13 protein-coding genes are annotated in these 20243 nt (G+C 62.9%); 8 read left to right on the plus strand and 5 right to left on the minus strand.

Features of this window, described 5'->3' with window-relative positions; translation table 11 throughout:
- Positions 1-118 precede the first annotated feature (118 nt).
- Positions 119-1060 (minus strand): LysR family transcriptional regulator, encoded by a 942-nt coding sequence (locus DSC91_RS06130; RefSeq protein WP_115777299.1) that lies wholly within the window; start codon positions 1058-1060, stop codon positions 119-121.
- Between the two features lie 216 nt (positions 1061-1276).
- Between DSC91_RS06130 and DSC91_RS06135 the strand changes: the two genes are divergently transcribed.
- From DSC91_RS06135 to DSC91_RS06145, 3 genes are all read left to right on the plus strand, one after another.
- Positions 1277-2476: an amino acid aminotransferase gene (locus tag DSC91_RS06135; RefSeq protein ID WP_115777300.1), complete on the plus strand. Its 1200-nt coding sequence runs from the start codon at positions 1277-1279 to the stop codon at positions 2474-2476.
- Between the two features lie 84 nt (positions 2477-2560).
- Positions 2561-3352, plus strand: coding sequence for a class II aldolase/adducin family protein (locus DSC91_RS06140; protein ID WP_115777301.1), 792 nt, complete (start codon positions 2561-2563; stop codon positions 3350-3352).
- 64 nt (positions 3353-3416) lie between these two features.
- Positions 3417-4400, plus strand: a complete 984-nt coding sequence (locus tag DSC91_RS06145; RefSeq protein ID WP_115777302.1) for a 2-dehydropantoate 2-reductase — start codon at positions 3417-3419, stop codon at positions 4398-4400.
- Positions 4401-4495: 95 nt separating this feature from the next.
- On the opposite strand, the gene DSC91_RS06150 is transcribed toward DSC91_RS06145, so the two are convergent.
- The 3 genes from DSC91_RS06150 to DSC91_RS06160 all read right to left on the minus strand — a co-directional run bounded on the left by DSC91_RS06150 (position 4496) and on the right by DSC91_RS06160 (position 7510).
- The gene (locus DSC91_RS06150) at positions 4496-4687 is read right to left on the minus strand and encodes a hypothetical protein (RefSeq protein WP_115777303.1); all 192 of its coding nucleotides are present in this window, start codon (positions 4685-4687) and stop codon (positions 4496-4498) included.
- Positions 4688-4706: 19 nt separating this feature from the next.
- Positions 4707-6416 (minus strand): FAD-dependent oxidoreductase, encoded by a 1710-nt coding sequence (locus DSC91_RS06155; protein ID WP_115777304.1) that lies wholly within the window; start codon positions 6414-6416, stop codon positions 4707-4709.
- A gap of 164 nt (positions 6417-6580) precedes the next feature.
- On the minus strand, positions 6581-7510 hold the full coding sequence (locus tag DSC91_RS06160) for a LysR family transcriptional regulator (protein WP_308422825.1): 930 nt from the start codon (positions 7508-7510) through the stop codon (positions 6581-6583).
- Between the two features lie 486 nt (positions 7511-7996).
- Between DSC91_RS06160 and DSC91_RS06165 the strand changes: the two genes are divergently transcribed.
- The 5 genes from DSC91_RS06165 (at position 7997) to DSC91_RS06185 (ending at position 17955) form a co-directional block, all read left to right on the plus strand.
- Complete coding sequence (locus tag DSC91_RS06165) at positions 7997-9160, plus strand: porin (RefSeq protein WP_115779719.1); 1164 nt, start codon at positions 7997-7999, stop codon at positions 9158-9160.
- 206 nt (positions 9161-9366) lie between these two features.
- A complete protein-coding gene (locus DSC91_RS06170; protein ID WP_167470491.1) occupies positions 9367-10602 on the plus strand; it encodes an efflux RND transporter periplasmic adaptor subunit in 1236 nt (411 codons plus the stop codon).
- Positions 10603-10621: 19 nt separating this feature from the next.
- The gene (locus tag DSC91_RS06175) at positions 10622-13852 is read left to right on the plus strand and encodes an efflux RND transporter permease subunit (RefSeq protein ID WP_115777306.1); all 3231 of its coding nucleotides are present in this window, start codon (positions 10622-10624) and stop codon (positions 13850-13852) included.
- Between the two features lies 1 nt (position 13853).
- Complete coding sequence (locus DSC91_RS06180; protein WP_115777307.1) at positions 13854-15326, plus strand: efflux transporter outer membrane subunit; 1473 nt, start codon at positions 13854-13856, stop codon at positions 15324-15326.
- A 217-nt stretch (positions 15327-15543) separates the two neighbouring features.
- Complete coding sequence (locus tag DSC91_RS06185; RefSeq protein ID WP_115777308.1) at positions 15544-17955, plus strand: carbohydrate-binding family V/XII; 2412 nt, start codon at positions 15544-15546, stop codon at positions 17953-17955.
- 195 nt (positions 17956-18150) lie between these two features.
- On the opposite strand, the gene DSC91_RS06190 is transcribed toward DSC91_RS06185, so the two are convergent.
- On the minus strand, positions 18151-20103 hold the full coding sequence (locus DSC91_RS06190) for an AI-2E family transporter (RefSeq protein ID WP_115777309.1): 1953 nt from the start codon (positions 20101-20103) through the stop codon (positions 18151-18153).
- Positions 20104-20243: the final 140 nt, after the last annotated feature.

Genomic DNA, 20243 nt, shown 5'->3' on the forward strand with positions numbered 1-20243 from the left:
CCGGCGCACCCACCTCGCGGCCGTAGGCTGAGCCGCAGCGCCGGAGTTGCAGCCGTAGATCAACCGCAAGGCGGCCGAAGAACGACCGCCTAGGCATCATGGCGCTCGCATCAAAAAATCATCCGCGCTTCGCCCGCGCATCGGCCTGCGTCTCACGATCCCAGCGCTTCAACCACGGCATGATGAATTCCGCGAATCCATCCGCGGGCGGCGACAGCGCACGTCCGGTCGAACGATACACGCATACTGCACGAATCGTTTCGGGATCGACGATCCGCTTCATCACCAGCCCGAAGGTTCGCGCGAGCGGCGCGACATAGGCGGGCGCGAGTGTCACGGCAAGCCCTTGTGATGCCAGGCCGAACGCTGTCGTGACGTTGTCCACCACGTCGACGGGGATAATGCGCGCCTCCACCGGCAGATTCGCCAGCATCTGTTCGACTGCACGCTCGTGATCGCGGCCGGTGGCAACGATCGGCACGCCGCGCAAATGCTGCCACTGCACCCGGCGCCGTGCGTTCAGCGGATGCGTCGGCGCGCACCACATCACCCACGGGCTCGCGAAGGCCGGATCGCAACGCACTCGCGTGCCGCTCTGAAGGTCCGGTCCGATCGCGAGATCCACGTCGCCGCTTTCCACGCGCTCAACCAACTGTTCGACCACGGTGTCGCAAATGCGCACGACGACCTTCGGCTTGTCGCGCGCATATTCGGCGATGGCCGCCGGCAGCGCGGTCGCCGCGAGTACCAGCGGCGCGCCGACTCGCACGATGCCGGCCGCGCGATTGCGAATGTCGTCGGCGGACTGGGCAGCGGCGCGCACATAGCGCAACACCGATTCGGCCGACGACAGAAAATCCTGCCCCGCGCTCGACAGATTGACGCGCCGCGTCGTACGGTCGAAGAGGCGAAATCCCAGTTCGGTTTCCAGTTCGGCCAGCAGCTGGCTGACCGCCGACGAAGTCAGCCCGAGCCGTTCCGCCGCCGCGCCGATGCTGTGCAAATCGACGATGGCGAGAAACGCTTCGAACTGACGGATGGTGACGCGTGTGAGTGGCATCAGGCGATTCTAAAGAAAAACTTACTAATCGTGAAAAATCGATTGATTGTGGGCAGCGGGCCATTGACTGACACTCGTCCTGGTCGACGCGGAGCTGGAAACCCGCTTAGACTTTCGACTCACCCACGCGGCTGCGACCCGGTTGCACCAGCCCACATCCAGGGTATACGCAGGCCGCCATCAAGCCACATGCAGAGCGCCACTCAAGGAATTGCCATGTTCGACCACATTCCCGCCTATCCTGGTGACCCGATCCTGAGCCTGAACGAGGATTTTCAACTCGATCCGCGCCCCAACAAGGTCAACCTGAGCATCGGCATCTATTTCGACGACGCCGGCAAGCTGCCGGTGATGGACGCCGTGCGGCGCGCCGAAACCGCGCTGCTCGGTGCGATCGGCCCGCGCTCCTACCTGCCGATGGCAGGCCTGCCGCTCTACCGCGACGCAGCACAGGCGCTGGTGTTCGGCGCGGACAGCGAAGCGCGCGCAGCGGGCCGCATCGCGACCTTGCAGACCATCGGCGGCTCGGGTGCGCTGAAAGTCGGCGCGGATTTTCTGAAGCGCTATTTCCCGGCCTCGCAGATCTGGATCAGCGATCCGAGCTGGGAAAACCATCGCGTGGTGTTCGAAGGCGCGGGCCTCACGGTCAACACGTATCCGTACTACGACGAGCACACCGGCGGCCTGCGTTTCGCCGACATGCTCGGCACGATCGACCGCTTGCCTGAGCAGAGCATCGTGTTGCTGCATGCGTGCTGCCACAACCCGACCGGCGTCGATCTGAGCCCGGCGCAATGGGCGGAGCTGGTGCCGGTATTGCAGCGCCGCAAACTGATTGCGTTTGTCGACATGGCGTACCAGGGTTTCGGGGCAGGCCTCGAGGAGGACGCCGCCTGCGTGCGTCTGCTCGCCGATGCGGGCGTGCCGTTGATCGCCGCCAATTCGTTTTCGAAGAACTTCTCGCTGTACGGCGAGCGTTGCGGCGCCTTGAGCGTGGTGTGCAAGAGCAAGGAAGAGGCGGCGCGCGTGCTGGGTCAATTGATGTCGACGGTGCGCGCCAACTACAGCAATCCGCCGACGCACGGCGCGCGCCTCGTTGCCAATGTGCTGTCCGATGCTGCCTTGCGTGCGTCGTGGGAAGCGGAACTCGCCACCATGCGCGAACGGATTCTCGCGATGCGCGGCACGATTCATCAAGGCCTCGCAGGCCGTGTCGATGAAGTGATGCGCGCGCGTTACGTCGCGCAACGCGGCATGTTCACGTACACAGGCTTGAGCGAAGCGCAGGTCGAGCGTTTGCGCAACGAATACGCCGTGTATGTGCTGCGTTCGGGACGCATGTGCGTCGCTGGATTGAACGAGCGCAACGCGGGCTATGTAGCGTCGTCGATCGCAGCGGTGGTGGCGGGCGCATAACGGTTGTTACTCGCAACGGCCGAACCTGACGACACCCCAGCGAATAACCGAGAACGACCGCGAACGATAACAACGGAGACCCTGATGACGACTCTTGAAATGCCGCCGGCCAGTCCGGCGAAGCTCGCCGCGATGCATCCCGACGAATGGCAGGCGCGCGTGCAACTGGCCGCGTGCTATCGCATCTTCGATATGCTCGGCTGGACCGAGATGATCTATAACCACATCACATTGCGTGTGCCGGCAAGCGTGAGCGGCGGCGAGCGGCACTTCCTGATCAATCCGTTCGGCCTGCACTACAGCGAAGTGACGGCGAGCAATCTCGTGAAGATCGACGCGCAGGGGCGCGTGCTCGATAATTCGCCGTATCCGGTGAATCCCGCGGGCTTCGTCGTGCATGCGGCGATTCACGAAGGCCTGCCCGATGCGCACTGCGTGATGCACACGCACACCACGGCCGGCGTCGCCGTGGCCTGCCTCGAAAACGGCCTGGAGCAAACCAACTTCTATAGCGCGCAGCTGCACGACCGCATTGCGTATCACGACTTCGAAGGCATTACGGTGCATGCGGACGAAGGGCCGCGTCTGATCCAGCATATCGGCAACAGACAGGCCGTGATTTTGCGCAACCATGGCCTGCTCGCATGGGGCCATACGTTGCCGCAGACCTTTGCCATTCTGTGGACGCTCAACCGTGCGTGCGAAATCCAGATGGCCACGTTCTCGATGGGCCGCGCAAGGCCGGTGCCGGAAGAGGTGGCGATCCGCTGCTCGCGCGACTCGTTGCAGTTCGATCCGCGTCACGGTGCGGGACAGGACGTGTTCGACGCACTGGTGCGGCGCGTGGACCGCATCGATGCGAGCTACAAGGATTGAGGCAAGGTTCGAGGCGAACAGCGAAGCAAAGATTACCGCAAGGATTAACGCAAGGATTGAAGCAATGAAAGTAGGTATCTACGGTGCAGGCGCAATCGGCGGCTGGATGGGGGTGAAGCTCGCGCAGGCCGGCCACGACGTGAGCGTGGTGGCGCGTGGCGCAACGCTCAGCGCGTTGCAGCAGCACGGCTTGCGTCTGATCGAAGGCGGCGTGACGCACACCGCCGAGGTGAATGCGAGCGAACAGCCGGCGGATCTTGGCGCGCAAGACCTCGTCGTGGTGGCGGTCAAGGGCCCGGCAATGGCCTCGGTGGCCGCGCATATCGCGCCGCTGCTGGGCTCGCAGACGATCGTGCTGACAGCGATGAACGGCGTGCCATGGTGGTTCTGCGACGGCCTCGGCCGCGATTTCGCCGGCAAGCGGCTGAAGTCGATCGATCCCGACGGCGCGATCTCCGCCGCGATTCCGACCGCGCAGACGGTGGGCTGCGTGGTGCATGCCAGCTGTCTGATCGAATCGCCTGGCGTGATCCGGCATCATCAGGGCAATGGGCTGATCGTCGGCGAGGCGTCGGGGCAACCGAGCGAGCGCGTCAAGGCGCTGACCGCCACACTGGCCGCCGCCGGTTTCAACGCGTCGATGTCGGAGCAGATCCAGCGCGATGTCTGGTACAAGCTGTGGGGCAACATGACGATGAATCCGATCAGCGCCATCACCGGCACAACCACCGACCGGATTCTCAGCGACGAACTGGTGCGCAACTTCGTCACGACCATCATGCTGGAAGCGAAGGAGATCGGTGCGCGCTTCGGTATCCCGATCGAGCAGGCGCCGGCGGATCGTCACGAGGTCACGCTCAAACTCGGCGCGATGAAAACCTCGATGCTGCAGGATGTGCAAGCGGGCAAGGCCGTCGAACTCGACGCGCTGGTGGCCGCGGTGCGTGAACTGGGGCAGCTTACCGGCGTGCCGACGCCTTACACGGACGCGTTGCTCGGGCTCGCGCGCCTGCATGCGAGTACGTTGGGGTTGTATCCGCGGCAGTGAAGGTTGTGCCGACTTTCGAAAAGAAGCCGCCCCGCGTGATCAGCGGGGCTTTTTTTCGTCTTATGTTTTGCGTCCGATGTGCCGGGCGTTCCGCTTTACGCGGTCACAGCGGCGGAGGCCGGCAGCTTCGCCGCGTCGATCAACGACAAGGCTCGCTGCGTATCGTCGAGTTCCGTCATGCACAGCAGTGCAAGGCGGGCCAGATACAAGGTCGCTTGCGCTTCGCCTTCGGCGGTCAGTGTCTTGCAGAGCGTCGTGTAGACGAGGTCGAGTTCACTATCGGTCATGGCGTGGGTTCCTCTTGCATCAGTTCGTCAGGCTGGCCGTCACGGCGCTTTGCACCTTCGCCGCACTGCCGTTGCGCCAGCGGGCGAGCACGTGGCCGTCCGGCCTGACCAGATAGACGGTGCCCGGCGTGGCGTCGAGCATCTCGTGCAGGCGCCCCTCCGGATCGACACCATGCGAGCCGGTGGAGCACGGCGCGTTGCCGGAGAGCAGCGTGATCGCCTTGAACGGAATGCCGTGTTCGCCGAGCGCGTGATGCAATTGCCGCCATGCTTCGTCTTGCGTCATGTCCGCGCCGAAGCGAAGTGCGGTGAAGCAAGGGCCAAGCAGATCGGTGAGATGGATATCGACGGCGACGCCTTCGCCCATGCGTTGCAGGCGGCACTCCGGCAGCACCGTCCCCGGCGCCGGACCTTTGGCGAACGCGTCCGACGCAGCGGCGGCGACCCGATTGAGCGGCGACTGCGCATATGCAATCGCATGCGTCTGCCGTGGATTGATCAACGGCCGCACGGCGGCATGACGCTCGGCAAGTCCCAGCACTGCCTTGCGCATCAGGTCGAATGCGAAGGAGGGCGGGGCCATGAATTCCGTGCTCTTCATCCCGTAGCTCAGGTTTTCACGCGCCGCAAATACGCGCTCGTCGCTGTAGCTGTCGAGCAGACGGTCCGACGCAATGCCGTTCACCACGTAAGCAAGTTTCCAACCGAGATTGTCGGCGTCGTCGATGCCGGAATTCGCGCCGCGCACGCCGAAGATAGGCACGAGATGCGCGGCATCGCCTGCGAACAGCACTCGGCCGTGGCGGTAGCGTTCGAGCGTCAACGCGTTGGCCTTGTAGACGGTGATCCAGATCGGCGACCACTCGCCTGTTTCGCCCATTGAGTCGAGCACGCTCTGTACACGTGGCATCACGTTGTCAGGCTTGACCGCGCTCTCCGGGTCCTCATCGTCGCGAAGCTGGTAGTCGATGCGCCAGACGTTGTCGGGTTGCTTGTGCACCAGCACGGTCGAGCCTGGATTGGAGGGCGGATCGAAATAGGCGAGGCGTTCCGTGGCGCGCTCGCTTTTCAGTTCGATATCGACGATCACGTAGCGGCCCTCGTACGTGGTGCCGGTGAGCTTGAGGCCGAGTGCCTCGCGGATCGTGCTGCGGCCGCCGTCGCACGCAACGACCCAATCCGCGCGCATTGTCCAAGCGGTGTCGCCGGTGCTCAGGTCAAGCGTTGCGCCGTTGCCGGGTTGTTGTTCGATGCCGCTCACACGGGTTTGCCAGCGGATGTCGATCAGATCGGCGTGCTGCTCCACTTCGTCGAGCAGTAACTGTTCGATCTGGTATTGCGCGATGTTGATCATCGGCGGCAGCGATTGCTCGTCGTCCTGATGCATGGCGAAGCGGAACACTTCGGCGTCGCGGTAGAAGCTGCGGCCGCCTGTCCACGGCAAGCCTTTTTGCAGGAAGCCGTCCACCACGCCGAGGTGTTTGAATATTTCGAGGCTGCGCCGCGAAATGCAGATGGCGCGGCTACCGGTGCACACGCCGTCATCGGCTTCGATCAGCACCGAGCGGACGCCCTGGCGAGCCAACGCGAGCGCCAGCGTCATGCCGACCGGACCGCCGCCGACGATCGCTACGGCGTGCCGCACAGGGTCGCGTCCGTCGACCAGCGGCGGCACCACCCCCGCATAGTGACGCGGCGTGAATGGATAGGGTTTGAAGCTGAGGTTCATGCCTGTCTCCTGGATCTTCAGTGTCGAACGTCCGCCAGGCGTGGTCGCTCTGCAAAGGCGGTGCGAATCGACAGGGAAGTATGGGGGAAACCTGGCGCGGCCCTGTCCTCATTTTGGGTACAGGGCGCCGGCGCACGGGCGTCGCGTTCTCCGCCGTTGGGGCGTCACCGCGTGGCGTGTTTGCCTCGCGACCTGGCGCTGGTCAAACGGTCCGCATTGATGCGAAACCAGTCGACTGAGAAATCCACGAATGAGCGCGTTTTTGCCGAAATGTGACGCCGGTCCGCATACACCAGCGCCAATTCCTTGTCGGCATTCGTGATGCGGTAATTCGTCAACAACGGCTTGAGGGTTCCGCTGCGCAGATCGTCCAGTACGTGATGTTCGGGCAGCACCGCGATTCCCATGCCCGCCAGCGCGGCATGTCTGAGCATCAGCGCGTTGTTGACCGCCAGCGCGACGTCGAGCGCAACCCGTGTTTCCTGCTGATCCGGCGCGACAAAGACCCAGTCGCCGTCAAGCGCGGCGGACGAGAGCGTGAGAAAAGTGTGTGCGGTCAAGTCCGACGGTGTCGACGGCGTTCCATTCGTGTCCAGATAGCCGGGCGAAGCTACGGTAATGGGGCGCACGCTGAGCAAAGGGCGTTTGATCAGCGTCGTGCCGCTGATCTGATTGGGCATGACGATGCCGACATCAAAACCTTCCCGCACAAAGTCGACGTGCTGATGCAGCAGCGTGAGCGAGAGTTTCACTTTGGGGTACTTCAAAAGATATTGCTGCAGCAACGGTGTCAGGCTGGACAGTGAAAACGACGCACCGGCCGCGACCCGCAGGGTACCGGACGGCTCGATCGAACCGCGGATTGCGATCGATTCCATTTCCTCGATATCGTCGAGTATGGTGCGACAGCATTTGGCGTACATCGCGCCCTCCTCGGTCAAGGAGAGGCTGCGCGTATTGCGATTGACAAGTCTCGTATTGAGATGGGCCTCAAGCTGCTCAAGATAACGTGTTGCCATTGCATTCGAAATGCCGAGATTGGCGGCGGCATGTCCAAACGACATGGTTTCGGCGACATTTATAAATACTCGCATTGCCTGAAGCTGATTCATAAGTTTACCAAAGCTATAACGGATGTTGCGTGGCTGAAAATCCGGCGGGTGACAGTTAAATGGTCGAAAGTGTTATTAATTCGTGTATTTTTGGGGTGTCTGTGTAAATTATTAATTTCATCGAAAGTATCGGCAAATCCGTATCAAAAATAGGCGTCGATTGCCGCTGTTGGGTGTAAGCAACAATTGGCTATGGGGCGGATGTGTCAAGAAGGGTGAAGGCGTTGTCGGATATGTGGCTGCGTGGGGTTTGGGCCCTGTTGGCCCCTCATCTTGCTAATAATCAAAAATAGTTTTGCACTATTTCATCCGATTTGTCATGGCGTCGGATGACTAGAATTCGGTCAGCACACAGGGTCCGCGTTCCATACCGATTAAACGGAATTGGAACCGGGTGCAGGGTGGTTTCGGCAAATGGTCGAGCCATGCCGTCAACCGGTTTTTACGATTCAACGCCAAGGTATTTACATGAAAAAAATCATTATTGCTACTGCCGTATCCGCCACTTTCGCCGGTGCGGCGCACGCGCAGAGCAGCGTCACGCTTTACGGCATTATCGATGCGGGGCTTACCTATGTGAGCAATGAAATCAGCGACAACTCCGACGTTACGCCCGACGGACGCCTCACGGGCGGCAAGGCAATGATCGGCATGACGGGCGGCAATCTGCAGAACAGCCGTTGGGGCTTGAGCGGCGTCGAGGACCTGGGCGGCGGATTGAAGGCGGTCTTCAGACTCGAAAGCGGTTTCAATATCGCGAACGGCAGCCTGTCGAAGTCGAATACCCTGTTCAACCGTCAGGCGTATGTGGGCGTGTCCGGCGATTTCGGCACGGTTTCGCTGGGCCGCCAGTACGACTCGGTGGTCGACTATCTCTCGCCGCTCACGGCAGCCGGCAGCTGGGGCGGCACGTATTTCGGGCATCTGGGCGACAACGACAACACCAACGCTTCGATCAGCGTCAGCAACTCGGTCAAGTTCCAGAGCGCCAACTATAGCGGTTTTTCGTTCAGCGGCCTGTATGGCTTCTCGAATGACTCGAGCTTCGCCAGCAATCGGGCTTACAGTGTGGGCGCGGGATACAAAAACGGCGGATTGCAGTTCGGCACCGCTTATTCCCAGTATCAGGGTCTGGACCAGAACCAGGCCACCGGCGCCATCCAGGGCGGTACGTTCGCTGCTTCCTCGATTAGCGGCGTGCAGAATCAGCGTACATGGGGTTTCGGCGGAAGCTATACGTTTGGTCCGGCCGTCATCGGCGCGATCTTCACGCAAAGCCGCTTCCAGGATCGCGTCTCGGACATCTCGGCTCGCTACAACAACTACGAAATCAACGCGCGCTACAACGTGACGCCTGCGTTGGGCCTGGGCGTCGCCTACACGTATACGCAGGCACTGCGCGCTGCGCCGGGCACCACTGATTCGGATACGGGTGCGGCGCACTGGAATCAGCTTGGAGTGCAAGCTGATTACTCACTGTCGAAGCGCACCGATCTTTACTCCGAGGCTGTCACGCAGCTCGGCGCCAACAACGGTCGTGGCCTGAACGCCGCGCGAATCAATGGCGTGTCCATGCAGTCGACGTCCCGCACGCAGTTTCTCGTGACGAGCGGCATCCGCCACCGGTTCTGATTCCGCTTCCTTCCCGAGTTTTGCCGGGCCGGGGAAACCGGACCTCCGTTTTTCGGTGTGGACGGTCTACCTCCGGTGCAATGGTTTACGGCTTCGCGCCGATCGCGTTTCCTGTGCGATCGGCCGCGAGCCGTTGCGTTGATGCGCTGCCCGGCTATCGACCAATCATTCGTGGGACATCCATGTCAGTTTCGTTGTTGGGAGGCATGACGCGCTCCCCGAACGCGCCCAGGCGCTGGTGTCGAGGCGTGCAAGGCACGCTCGCGTCGACATTGAGTGCGTGTGCCCTGCTTGCCGCCTGCGGCAAATCAGGCGCGCCGGAAATTGCCCAGCCTGTCGAGGTTACCGTCATGACTGTCGCGCAGCATGACACGCCCACCGAATTTGCTTTTACCGCCCAGACGCAGAGTTCGCGCGCCGTGGAGATTCGCGCGCGGGTGGACGGCTTTCTGGACAAGCGGATGTACACGGAAGGCCAGATCGTGCGTCAGGGGCAGACGCTCTTTCTGATGGACCCCAAACCATTCCAGGCCGCGTTGCAAACTGCGCAGGGCGAACTGTCCCAGCAGCAGGCGCGGCTCGAAGTGGCCAAGGCCAACCTCGCCCGCGTCATTCCGCTGGCGGCGCAGAACGCGTTGAGCAAGAAGGATCTCGACGACGCGACCGGCAAGGAACGCGAGGCGCAGGCCGCCGTCATCGCCGCGAGAGGCCAGGTGCAGGCGGCGCAACTGAACCTCAGCTATACGACGATCAAATCGCCGCTGACCGGCTTGTCGAGCTATGCGAGACAGCAGGAGGGCAGCTATGTCACGCCGGCCCAGTCGGGCCTGTTGACGTATGTGTATCAGATGGACCCGATGTGGGTCGACTTCAGTATCTCGGAAAACGAGATGCTGCGCTATCGCGAGCAGATTTCTAAAGGCCAGCTACGCTTTCCGCCGAACAACCAGTTCGACGTCACGCTTGAGCTCGCGGACGGCTCGACGTTCCCCGTGCATGGCCGCATCGACTTCGCCAATCCCGTCTTCAGCACGGAAACCGGCACATTTCTCGTACGCGCGGTTTTCGCCAATGAAAAAGGCACCTTGCGGCCAGGGCAGTTCGTGCGGGCGAGAGTGGCCGGCGCGGTGCGTCCGAACGCCGTTGTGATTCCCCAGCGCGCGTTGCAACAGGGCGCGAAAAGCCATTTCGTGTGGACCGTGGACAAGGATAACAAGCCCCATCAACGCGTCGTCGAGGTAGGCGAATGGCAGGGTGACGACTGTTTTATCAGCGACGGATTGCGTCCAGGCGAAATAGTCGTGGTGGACGGCGCCATCCGTGTGTCGCCCGCTTCGACGCTCAGGATCGCGGGCAATCGCACTTCCGCCGGGCATGCCGCCCCCACCGCGCCGCTCGCTACGGCATCGCAGCCGGAAGCAAACGCGAAGCACCCAGACTAAGCACCAGGCGGTAAGCCGGATGAAAATTTCCCATTTCTGTATCGACAGGCCGATCTTCGCGTCGGTCATCTCCATCATCATTGCGTTGGGCGGCATGCTGGCCATGTTTGCCTTGCCGATCGCGCAGTACCCCGATATCACGCCGCCGCAGATCACGATTTCCGCCAGCTACCCAGGCGCCAGCGCCGACGTGGTGGCGAACAACGTTGCCGCGCCCATCGAGCAGCAGGTCAATGGCGCGGACAACATGATCTATATGAGTTCGTCGAGTTCGTCCACGGGCAGCTTGACGATCAACGCGTACTTTGGCATTGGCACCAACCCGGATCTGGCTCAGGTGGACGTGCAGAACCGCGTCAACCTCGCGCTGCCGCAACTGCCGCAGTCGGTGCAGTCGCAAGGCGTGCAGGTGCAAAAGAAGTCGTCGGCCTTCATGATGGTGGTGGCGATCTATTCGCCCGATAACCGCTACAGCTCCAGCTATGTCGCGAACTACGCGAATGTCTATGTGCTCGATGCACTCAAGCGCATTCCGGGTGCGAATCAGGCCAGCATCTTCGGCACGCCGGACTACGCCATGCGCATCTGGCTGCGTCCAGACCGCATGGCGCAACTCGGCATCACGGCGAGCGACGTTCAGACCGCGGTCGCCAACCAGAATCAGCAGTTCGCGGTGGGCCGTCTCGGCCAGTCGCCGACCGGTGCGCCGGTTGAACAGTCGTTCGCCGTGACGACGAGCGGGCGTCTCTCCGATCCCGCCGAATTCGAGAACATCATCATTCGCGCATCGAGCAACGGTGCCGCGATCGTGCGTCTGAAAGACGTAGGGCGCGCCGAACTCGGCCAGAAAGATTATTCGATACGCAGCAGATTCCAGGGCAAGCCGGCCACCGTCATCGCCATTTACCAGCAGCCGGGCGCCAACGCGCTGGACGTGTCGAACAAGGTGCGCGCCACGCTGGCGGAAATGAAGCGATCGTTTCCTGAGGGAATCGACTACAGCATCGCCATGGACACCACCAATTTCACGCGCGCCTCCATTGCGGACGTGGTGAAGACCTTCTTCGAAGCCGTAGTGCTGGTGGTGATCGTCGTGTTCGTGTTCCTGCAGAGCTTCCGCGCGACGTTGATTCCGGTGCTGGCCGTCCCCGTTTCGATTCTCGGCACGTTCATGGGCATGGCCGCGCTAGGTTTCTCGATCAACATGCTGACCATGTTCGGCATGGTGCTGGCAATCGGCATTGTCGTGGACGACGCGATCGTGGTGATCGAGAACGTGGAACGCAATATGAGCGCGTACAAACTCGATCCGAAGGCCGCCGCCAAAAAGGCAATGGACGAAGTGTCGGGGCCGGTGGTCACGATCGTCCTCGTGATGTGTGCGGTGTTCGTCCCCGTGGCGTTTCTGGGCGGCATTACGGGGCAGTTGTACAAGCAGTTCGCCATCACGATTGCCATTTCGGTGGTGCTCTCCGGCATCGTGGCCCTGACGTTGTCGCCGGCGCTGGCCGCGCTGTTGCTCAAGCCGCAGACGAAGGCAAAGCACGGCTTCTTCAAATGGTTCGACGCCGCCTTCGCCAGCGTCACGGCGGCTTACGGTCGCGCCGTGACGCTGGCGATCAAACGGTTCGGTGTGGCGCTGTTGCTGTTCGCCGGCATGGTCGTGCTGGCGATCACGATGATGCGTTCGATCCCAGGCGCGTTCCTGCCGCCCGAAGATCAGGGCTACCTGCTCGGCGCGATCCTCATGCCCGATGCGGCCAGTCTCGACCGCACGGGAAAGGTGTCGGCCAAAGTGACGGACTACTTTTCGAAGCAAGGCGGGGTGGATAGCGTGACGGTGGTGGACGGCTACAGTCTGCTCGACAACCAGACCATGAACAACGCTTCGTCGTTTTTCATCGGATTGAAGGGATTCGACGAACGCTATTCATGGGCCAACATACGCGCGCAGAATGCTCACACGCTGCTGCTGGGCGCTTATCGCGCGTTGTCGAGCGTGAAAGAAGGGTTTGTCGTGCCTGTGAACCCACCGTCCATTCCGGGGCTCGGTACGACCGGCGGCACCGAGATGTGGATTCAGAGCAAGGGCGACGCGACCACTGAACAACTTGCTCAAGTGGTGCGCGACTTCGTTGCCAGGGCGAAGGCGCGGCCGGAACTGGCCGGCGTCACCTCGACCTTCAATGCGGCTTCACAGCAGTTGCGCGTCGACGTGGATCGCGACAGGGCCGCGACGCTCGGCGTGCCGATCGACGAGGTCTACAGCACGATGCAGACCATGTTCGGTTCGCTGTATGTCTCGCAGTTCAATCAGGCGAGCCGTCTCTGGCAAGTGATCCTGCAGGCCGAGCCGTCGTACCGGTTGAAGCCTTCGGATCTCGATCAGGTGTTCGTGCGCAGCGCCACTGGCGCCATGGTGCCGCTCAAATCCGTGGTGACGTACCGGTACGTCACCGGCCCGTCGCTGATGACGCGCTTCAATAATTTTCCTGCCGTTCTGATTACGGCCAACGCCGCGCCGGGCTACAGCTCGGGGCAGGTGATCGCCACCTTGCAGGAACTCGCGCAATCGATGCCGGCCGGTTTCGGCGTCGGCTGGAGCGGTGAAGCATACGAAGCGCGTCAATCGGGCAACACGTCGGTGCTGGTCTTCGCCTTCGGTCTCGTCATGGTGTTCCTGATTCTCGCCGCGCAGTACGAGCGCTGGAATCTTCCGGTCGGTGTGCTCATGGCCGTGCCGTTCGCGCTGTTCGGCGCGTTGCTGGCGATCCTGTTGCGAGGCCTGAACAACGATGTCTATTTCCAGATCGGTCTCACCATGCTGGTCGCGCTCGCCGCGAAGAATGCGATCCTGATTTTCGAGTTCGCCGTGCTCAATCGCCAGAACGGCGCGTCGGTATTCGATGCCGCGGTGACCGCCGCGCGGGACCGGCTGCGTCCGATCGTGATGACATCGTTCGCCTTCATTCTCGGCTGCGTCCCGCTCGCGATCGCGACGGGCGCGTCGCAGAACAGCCGGCATTCCATCGGCACCGGCGTGATCGGTGGCATGGTGGGCGCGACGGGCATCGCCGTGTTCTTTATTCCGGTGTTCTTCTTCATGCTCGAATCGATCAGCGCGCGGCGCGCGGCCAAACACTCATCCGCGGCAACGCCGGCGCAGCGAGGTGAAACAACATTGCCGGGTCCGTCGCCGGTGGATCATGGTTCGGCCGGTTTGGCGCCGATCACGAAGCGGGATAATTGACATGCGTCCAGTCGTCTCCAGTCTCATCCGCGTGTCGGCACTCGGACTCTCTCTGTGTCTGAGTGGGTGCATGCTCGGCCCCGACTACGTGCGGCCGTCAATCGAAACGTCGGCCACGTTCCGGTTTTCGGAGGGTGCTCAGTCGCAGATCGCCGATACGGCGTGGTGGGAGCAGTTCGGTGATCCTGTGCTTAACGAACTGATTTCAACGGCGCTCGCGCAGAACAAGGACTTGCAAATCGCGGCCGCCCGGGTCGATGAATTCCGCGGCCAATTCGTCAGTACGCGTTCGCAGCTGTTTCCGCAGGTGAGCGCGGGCTTCAATGCCGGGCGCCAGCGTGTCTCGCCACTCGCACAGGCGTCGCTGCCGCCGGGTGTCGGCACGGCCTACGACTCATTCAATGCCACCTTGCCCATCTCGTGGGAACTCGACGTGTTCGGCCGAGTGCGGCGGCAGACCGAGGCGGCGCGCGCTAGTCTGTTCGCCAGTGAAGAAGGCCGGCGCGCGACCATTCTCACGCTCGTGTCGTCCGTGGCGACCTCGTATATCAATCTGCGAAATCTCGATCAGCAACTGGAGATCGCGAATGCCACCGTGGCGAGCCGCGCCGGGTCGGTCAAAGTATTCGAGCTGCGTTTCAGGGCCGGGGAAATCTCGCAGGTCGAGCTGGCGCAGAGTCAGTCGGAATACGAGGCCTCGCTCGCCGAAGTGCCAGCCATTGAGGCGCAGATCGGGCAACAGGAAGATGCGCTCTCCGTGCTGCTCGGCCGCAATCCGGGCCCCGTTCTTCGTGGCCGTACGCTCGAAACGCTTCAGGCTCCGAACGTGCCGGCGGCGTTGCCTTCGGAATTGCTTGAGCGCCGCCCCGACGTGCTGCAGGCGGAACAGAATCTGATTGCCGCCAACGCGCTGATCGGCGCGGCGCGCGCGCTATATTTTCCCCAGATTTCGTTGACGGGGCTGTTTGGCTCGACGAGCACCCAGCTAGCCAAACTTTTCAGCGGACCGGCGAATACGTGGTCGTTCGCCGGTGCGCTCACGGCGCCGATCTTTACCGCCGGCAATATTGCCGGTCAGGTCAATCAGGCGCAGGCGCAACAACAGGAAGCGCTGTTTTCTTACCAGAAGACGATCCAGTCCGCGTTCCAGGAGGTGAGCGACGCACTGATCGGCGTGCAGAAGTCGCGCGAACGATTAGCCGCACAGCAGCGCCAGGTGGATGCGTTGATCGCGTACTCGAAGCTCGCCCGGGCGCGCTACGAAGGCGGTTATACCAGCTATATGGAAGTGCTCGACGCCGAGCGCAGCCTTTTCAACGCGCAACTGGGCTATACGCAAACCCGCAGTAACGAATACATATCGCTCGTGACGCTTTATAAGGCGATGGGCGGCGGATGGGGCGTCGACACGCCGGCTGGATCGCGTCCGGGCGGAGATGTCGCTCAAGCGTTTGAGGGCGCAGCGTCTCAATGAGATGACAAGTCCATTGCATTCAAGAGTAGGAATGAAATTCATATATGAATATTCGTCATGCTAAGTAAATGTAGTTCATTGTTCTGATCGATAGTGCTCTAGTGGGCTGATCGGTTGCAGTGGGTTGAGCCTGAGGGATAGAGAAGGAAGACCGGCATTTCATCGCGATGCACATAGACGGCGCGTCGGGCGGGGTTGCCAATCAAGGAGTTGCAAGATGTTCAAATTAACGCGAAGTCTGACCGTACTGCTCACCACCACCTGCCTCGCCTGGAGCGTGTCGCATGACGTGTCTGCGGCGAATGCCGCTACACCCGCTGCGTCGCTGATCTGGCCGCGCAATTTCGATGCCGGCAAGCAGCAAATTGAAATGTATCAGCCGCAAATCGAACAATGGGACGGCAACCGGATTGCGGGACGGGCCGCGGTTGCCGTCGGCCCCACCGATGGCGCGCCAACCTATGGCGTAGCGCATTTCTCGGCAACGGCCGATATCGACAAGCGCTCGGGTCTCGTGCAACTGACTCACATCGAGATTGCGAGCGTGGAAGTTCCCACCAACCCGGACCTCGCCGGCACGATAAGAACAGCCTTGCTGGCCCGCTTGCCCGCAGCGGGGTTGACTGCCTCGCTCGACGAACTGCAAACCAGTTATGCCGTATCGGCGCAACACGCTGCCACACATGCAGTCGCCGTGAAGAACGATGCCCCGCGAATCGTCTTTTCCACCACGCCGACCGTGCTCGTCATGGTGGACGGCGCGCCGGTGTGGCGGCCGGTCGGTGGCACGCACTATGAGCGCGTATTGAACAGCCGTGCGCTGCTGCTGCGGGACGAGAAGGGTGTCAGGTATCTGAATGCCGCGGGTTACTGGTATGTCGCCGAGTCTCCGGATGCGGGCTGGGTCGTGCAAACGGCGCCGCCGCAGTCCGTGCTCGCCGCCGCGCGGCAGGCTGAGGCGAGCGCGAAGGCCGATCCGCTGCTGCCCGCGAGCGGCAAGCGCGCGCCCCATGCGCCCGTCGTGCTGATCGCCACGGAGCCGACCGAGCTGATCGTTACGGATGGCCCGGAGAAACTCACGCCGATCGCGGGCGTGAGCCTGTTGTCGGTCTCCAATACCGACCACGCCGTGTTCGTGGACCCCGCGACGAATCAATACTATGTGCTGATTTCCGGCCGATGGTTTCGCGCGGCGTCGGCGGGCGGACCGTGGCAATACGTCGCCGGCAGCACACTGCCTGCCGATTTCGCGAAGATATCGCCGCACGATCCGAAGGCCAACGTGCTGGTCTCCGTGCCCGGCACGCCGCAAGCCAGGGAGGCCGCGATCGCGGCGACCATCGCGCAGACGGCTTCTGTCTCGCGCGCGACGGCTACGCTGAGCGTCAAGTATGACGGTGCGCCGCATTTCGCACCGATCGCCGGCACCGCGTTGAGTTATGCGATCAATACCGCTACACCGGTGATCGAGGTGGATCCCGGTCATTACTATGCGGTGACGAACGGTGTCTGGTTCCAGGCGCCCACGCCGGCTGGCGCATGGCAAGTGGCGACCGAGGTCCCCAGCACCATTTACGCGATCCCGGCCAGCTCGCCTTTGCACTATGTGGTCTACGTGCGGATCTATTCCGTCACGGCCGATACCGTCGTCGTGGGTTATACGCCGGGTTATATGGGCGTCGTGGTCAATGCGGACGGCACGGTCGTCTACGGTACGGGCTATGCTTACTCCCCCTATGTCGGCGCCGATTACTACGGCTATCCGGCTACTTACGGCTATGGTGCGGGCTTCGCACTGAGCGCCGCCGAGGGGTTCGCGTTCGGCTTCGCGGCCGGCGCAATCTGGGGTGCCGCCGCCCCTTACTGGGGACCGTACTGGGGAGGCGGGGGCTGGGGCAACGTGAACGTCAATCAGGCGAACTTCTATGGGCGCTGGGGGCAGGGCACGGTCACGCACGCGTCGGGTTGGAACGCGTGGACGGGCACCCAATGGCGCGGCGCCGCGGGGGCGGGCTACAACCCTGCAACCGGCGCGCACTTTCAGGGCGGCGCTGGCGCCGCATTCAATCCTTACTCAGGAAACTACGCAGCGGGCCGCCAGGGTTCGTTTGCGAATGCATCGACCGGGCGCGCGGGCGCGGCGCGTGGCGGCATCGCCGGTAATCAGTACAACGGAAATTTCGCGGGCGGCCGCCAGACAGCGGGATACAACGCACAGACGGGACGAGCCGGTGCTGCCGAGTTCGGCGTTGCGGGCAATACGCACACTGGGCAGTACGCCGCGGGCAGCAAGGGTTTCGTGACCAATCGGTCGAGGGGCAACGCCGTCGCCTGGAACAACGGCGACGTGTACGCCGGTCACGACGGCAACGTCTATCAACACACGGCGGGCGGCGGGTGGCAGCAGCACACCGCCGGCGGCTGGCAATCGGTCCAGCCCAAAGCGGACGTCGGAGGCGATCTGGAGCAGCAGCGTGGGGCGCGCGACGTCAGCGAGCAACGCTTCGATCACACGTCGAGTCAGTGGGGCGACGCGCGAGGCACGCAGGGAGCCGGACGTGTTGGAGGCGGTGGTGGTTTCGGGGGCGGTGGCGGCGGTGGCTTCCATGGCGGAGGTTTTCGCCGCTGAGGCCATGAGCGGCGGGCTCTCCGGCAGCGTGCCCGACTTGCTTGTCCAACCCTGAGGCCGCAAGTTGCCGAGGTCCATGCCGGGCGTCGAACCGGAGCATCGGCAAGGCCGTCGGGCATCGACATGCCCTGCGGCCCTTGGCGTGTGGTTATGGCGCCATGCAGCGCATCCGCCCGCATCCGCCGCACGGCGCGCCTAGTCCGCTCCAGCCGCGTGCGAAGCCTGGCGCACATGCGGCACGCTCGTTGCCACCAGACATTCCTCGATCATCGCGCGGAACGTCGGCGCCGCGTGCGACGCGCCGGTCGCCCCCATCTCCGGCCCGCCTTCCGGTGCGCCGCCCACGCCGACCACCAGCGTGGCCCTCGGCCGCCATTCGCGCGTGCGCCGCAGCATGTTGCGCAGATAGGGCGGCGACTCCGGCGCGTCGAGCGAGACGATGCAGATGATCGGCGCGTCCTTGAAGCTCGCTTCGCCGGCATGCGCGCTGCGATAGCCGGAATGCGTGGCCATCAAGGGCGCGAGTCCCTGGCGCCCGAGCAATTGCACGGCGATTGCGACTGTGACCTCGTCGAATGCGCCGCGTCCGGGCACGCACAGCACGGACGCCTTGCCGGTTTCAGGGCGCGGTGCCGGGTGTGCCGAAAGGTGGCCGTCGTGGCGCTCCGAAAGATCGGCTGAAGCCGAAGCCACCAACGCCTCGGCGGTGTCGGCCGATTCCGTGCCCGACAGCCGGTCTGGAAGCCCCTCGACAATTTCCAGGTTTTCGACGATATCGACCAGCGCGTCATTGATCCGCGCCAACTGCTCGGGCATCAACACGCCGCGCATCGCGTCGTTGCGCGCGAGCTTGAGGCCTTCGAGCGCGACGTTGTCGTAGTAATCGATCAGCGACATCTCGCGCAGCAGGCGCTCGGCCTGCACGATGGCTTCGTGCGGATCGTCCGCCAGAAGCCGCTGGTAGAAGTTCTGCGCGGGCGTGAGCGCAGGCTGGTCGCCCAGCAGCACCGTGAGGAAATTCAGACGGTCGGCGTAACGGCCCAGCGTCACGACACACAGCGTGAGCGGCGTGGACAGCACGAGGCCGATCGGCCCCCACAGCCAGCTCCAGAAAATCGCCGCCACGACCACCGCCAGCGGCGACAGGCCCGAGCGATGGCCGTACAGCAGCGGCTCGGCGATCTGCCCGGCCACCACGTCGACGACGATGAACAGGATCAGCGTATAGACCGCCATGGTCCATTGAGGCTGGATGGCGGCGGCGAGAAACACGGCAAGAATCGCGGCGATCCAGATGCCGATGTACGGCACGAAGCGCAGCAAGGCGGCGATCACGCCGAACAGCAACGCCCCCGGCACGCCGATGATCGCGAGGCCAATGGCGATGATCCCGCCCGCGCTGAGGTTCACACCCAGCTGCGCCACGAAATAGCGGCTCAGCCGCCCGGCGGCGTCGTTGATCGCGGTCGTGGTGCGGTGCAGATCGCGGGAACCGAACAGACTGATCAAACGGTCGCGCAGGTCTTCACGTTGCAGCAGGATGAAGATCGTCACGACCAGCACGATAAAGGTCGTCTCGATCGGCGCGATTGCCGGCGACAGCGCCCGTTGAGCGAGTTGCATCGGCGTGGGCGAGGGCTCGTGCACTTCGACGGGCGTCGGCACAGGGGGCGCATTGCGCGCCGCGCGCCCGGTGAGGCGCGGCGGGCTCGGCTTGCTCGGCGCGACGCGCTGCAGCGTGGCGGCGGCGCGGCTCATCAGCGAATCGGCCCGGCCGACGGTTTTCTCCTGCACGGTCTCGATCTTTTGCTCGATCGCCACCTGATACTGCGGCAGATCGCCCGCCAGTTGCACCAGCTGGGCGCCGATCAGGCCGCCGACGGCCAGCAAGGTGGCGAGGGCAAACAGCACCGCGATAAAGATCGACGGCAACTGACCCATGTGAAAACGCCGCAACGCCTGGACCAGCGGCGCGAGCAGAAAGCTGAGCAGCACGGAAAGCGTGATCGGGATCAGCACCTCGCGGCCGAAGTACAGTGCGCACACCACCACGACGCCGGTGATGACCGAGGCCAATCCATGCAGACTGGGCGTGCCGGGTGGGTATACGCGGTTCGGCCGCCCAGGCGGCGGTAACGATATTTTCATGAACGTACTTCTCGATGTTGTGGTGCTGTCGCCTTGACTGAGGATTCGCGCGGATGGAGCGGCGGCGCTCAGGTAAAACGCAACGGGCTTGAGCAATTCATATGCCCGGATTGTAGGCGCTTTGACGCGCGGCAACCGTA

The sequence above is a fragment of the Paraburkholderia caffeinilytica genome, from assembly GCF_003368325.1.
GTDB classification, from domain to species: Bacteria; Pseudomonadota; Gammaproteobacteria; order Burkholderiales; family Burkholderiaceae; genus Paraburkholderia; species Paraburkholderia caffeinilytica.

Coding starts and splice junctions, on each gene's coding strand:
- DSC91_RS06180 (WP_115777307.1), top strand. CDS start 13,854: ATGCGTCCAGTCGTCTCCAGTCTCATCCGCGTGTCGGCACTCGGACTC.
- DSC91_RS06150 (WP_115777303.1), bottom strand. CDS start 4,687: ATGACCGATAGTGAACTCGACCTCGTCTACACGACGCTCTGCAAGACA.
- DSC91_RS06155 (WP_115777304.1), bottom strand. CDS start 6,416: ATGAACCTCAGCTTCAAACCCTATCCATTCACGCCGCGTCACTATGCG.
- DSC91_RS06175 (WP_115777306.1), top strand. CDS start 10,622: ATGAAAATTTCCCATTTCTGTATCGACAGGCCGATCTTCGCGTCGGTC.
- DSC91_RS06135 (WP_115777300.1), top strand. CDS start 1,277: ATGTTCGACCACATTCCCGCCTATCCTGGTGACCCGATCCTGAGCCTG.
- DSC91_RS06140 (WP_115777301.1), top strand. CDS start 2,561: ATGACGACTCTTGAAATGCCGCCGGCCAGTCCGGCGAAGCTCGCCGCG.
- DSC91_RS06185 (WP_115777308.1), top strand. CDS start 15,544: ATGTTCAAATTAACGCGAAGTCTGACCGTACTGCTCACCACCACCTGC.
- DSC91_RS06130 (WP_115777299.1), bottom strand. CDS start 1,060: ATGCCACTCACACGCGTCACCATCCGTCAGTTCGAAGCGTTTCTCGCC.
- DSC91_RS06160 (WP_308422825.1), bottom strand. CDS start 7,510: ATGCGAGTATTTATAAATGTCGCCGAAACCATGTCGTTTGGACATGCC.
- DSC91_RS06170 (WP_167470491.1), top strand. CDS start 9,367: ATGACGCGCTCCCCGAACGCGCCCAGGCGCTGGTGTCGAGGCGTGCAA.
- DSC91_RS06190 (WP_115777309.1), bottom strand. CDS start 20,103: ATGAAAATATCGTTACCGCCGCCTGGGCGGCCGAACCGCGTATACCCA.
- DSC91_RS06165 (WP_115779719.1), top strand. CDS start 7,997: ATGAAAAAAATCATTATTGCTACTGCCGTATCCGCCACTTTCGCCGGT.
- DSC91_RS06145 (WP_115777302.1), top strand. CDS start 3,417: ATGAAAGTAGGTATCTACGGTGCAGGCGCAATCGGCGGCTGGATGGGG.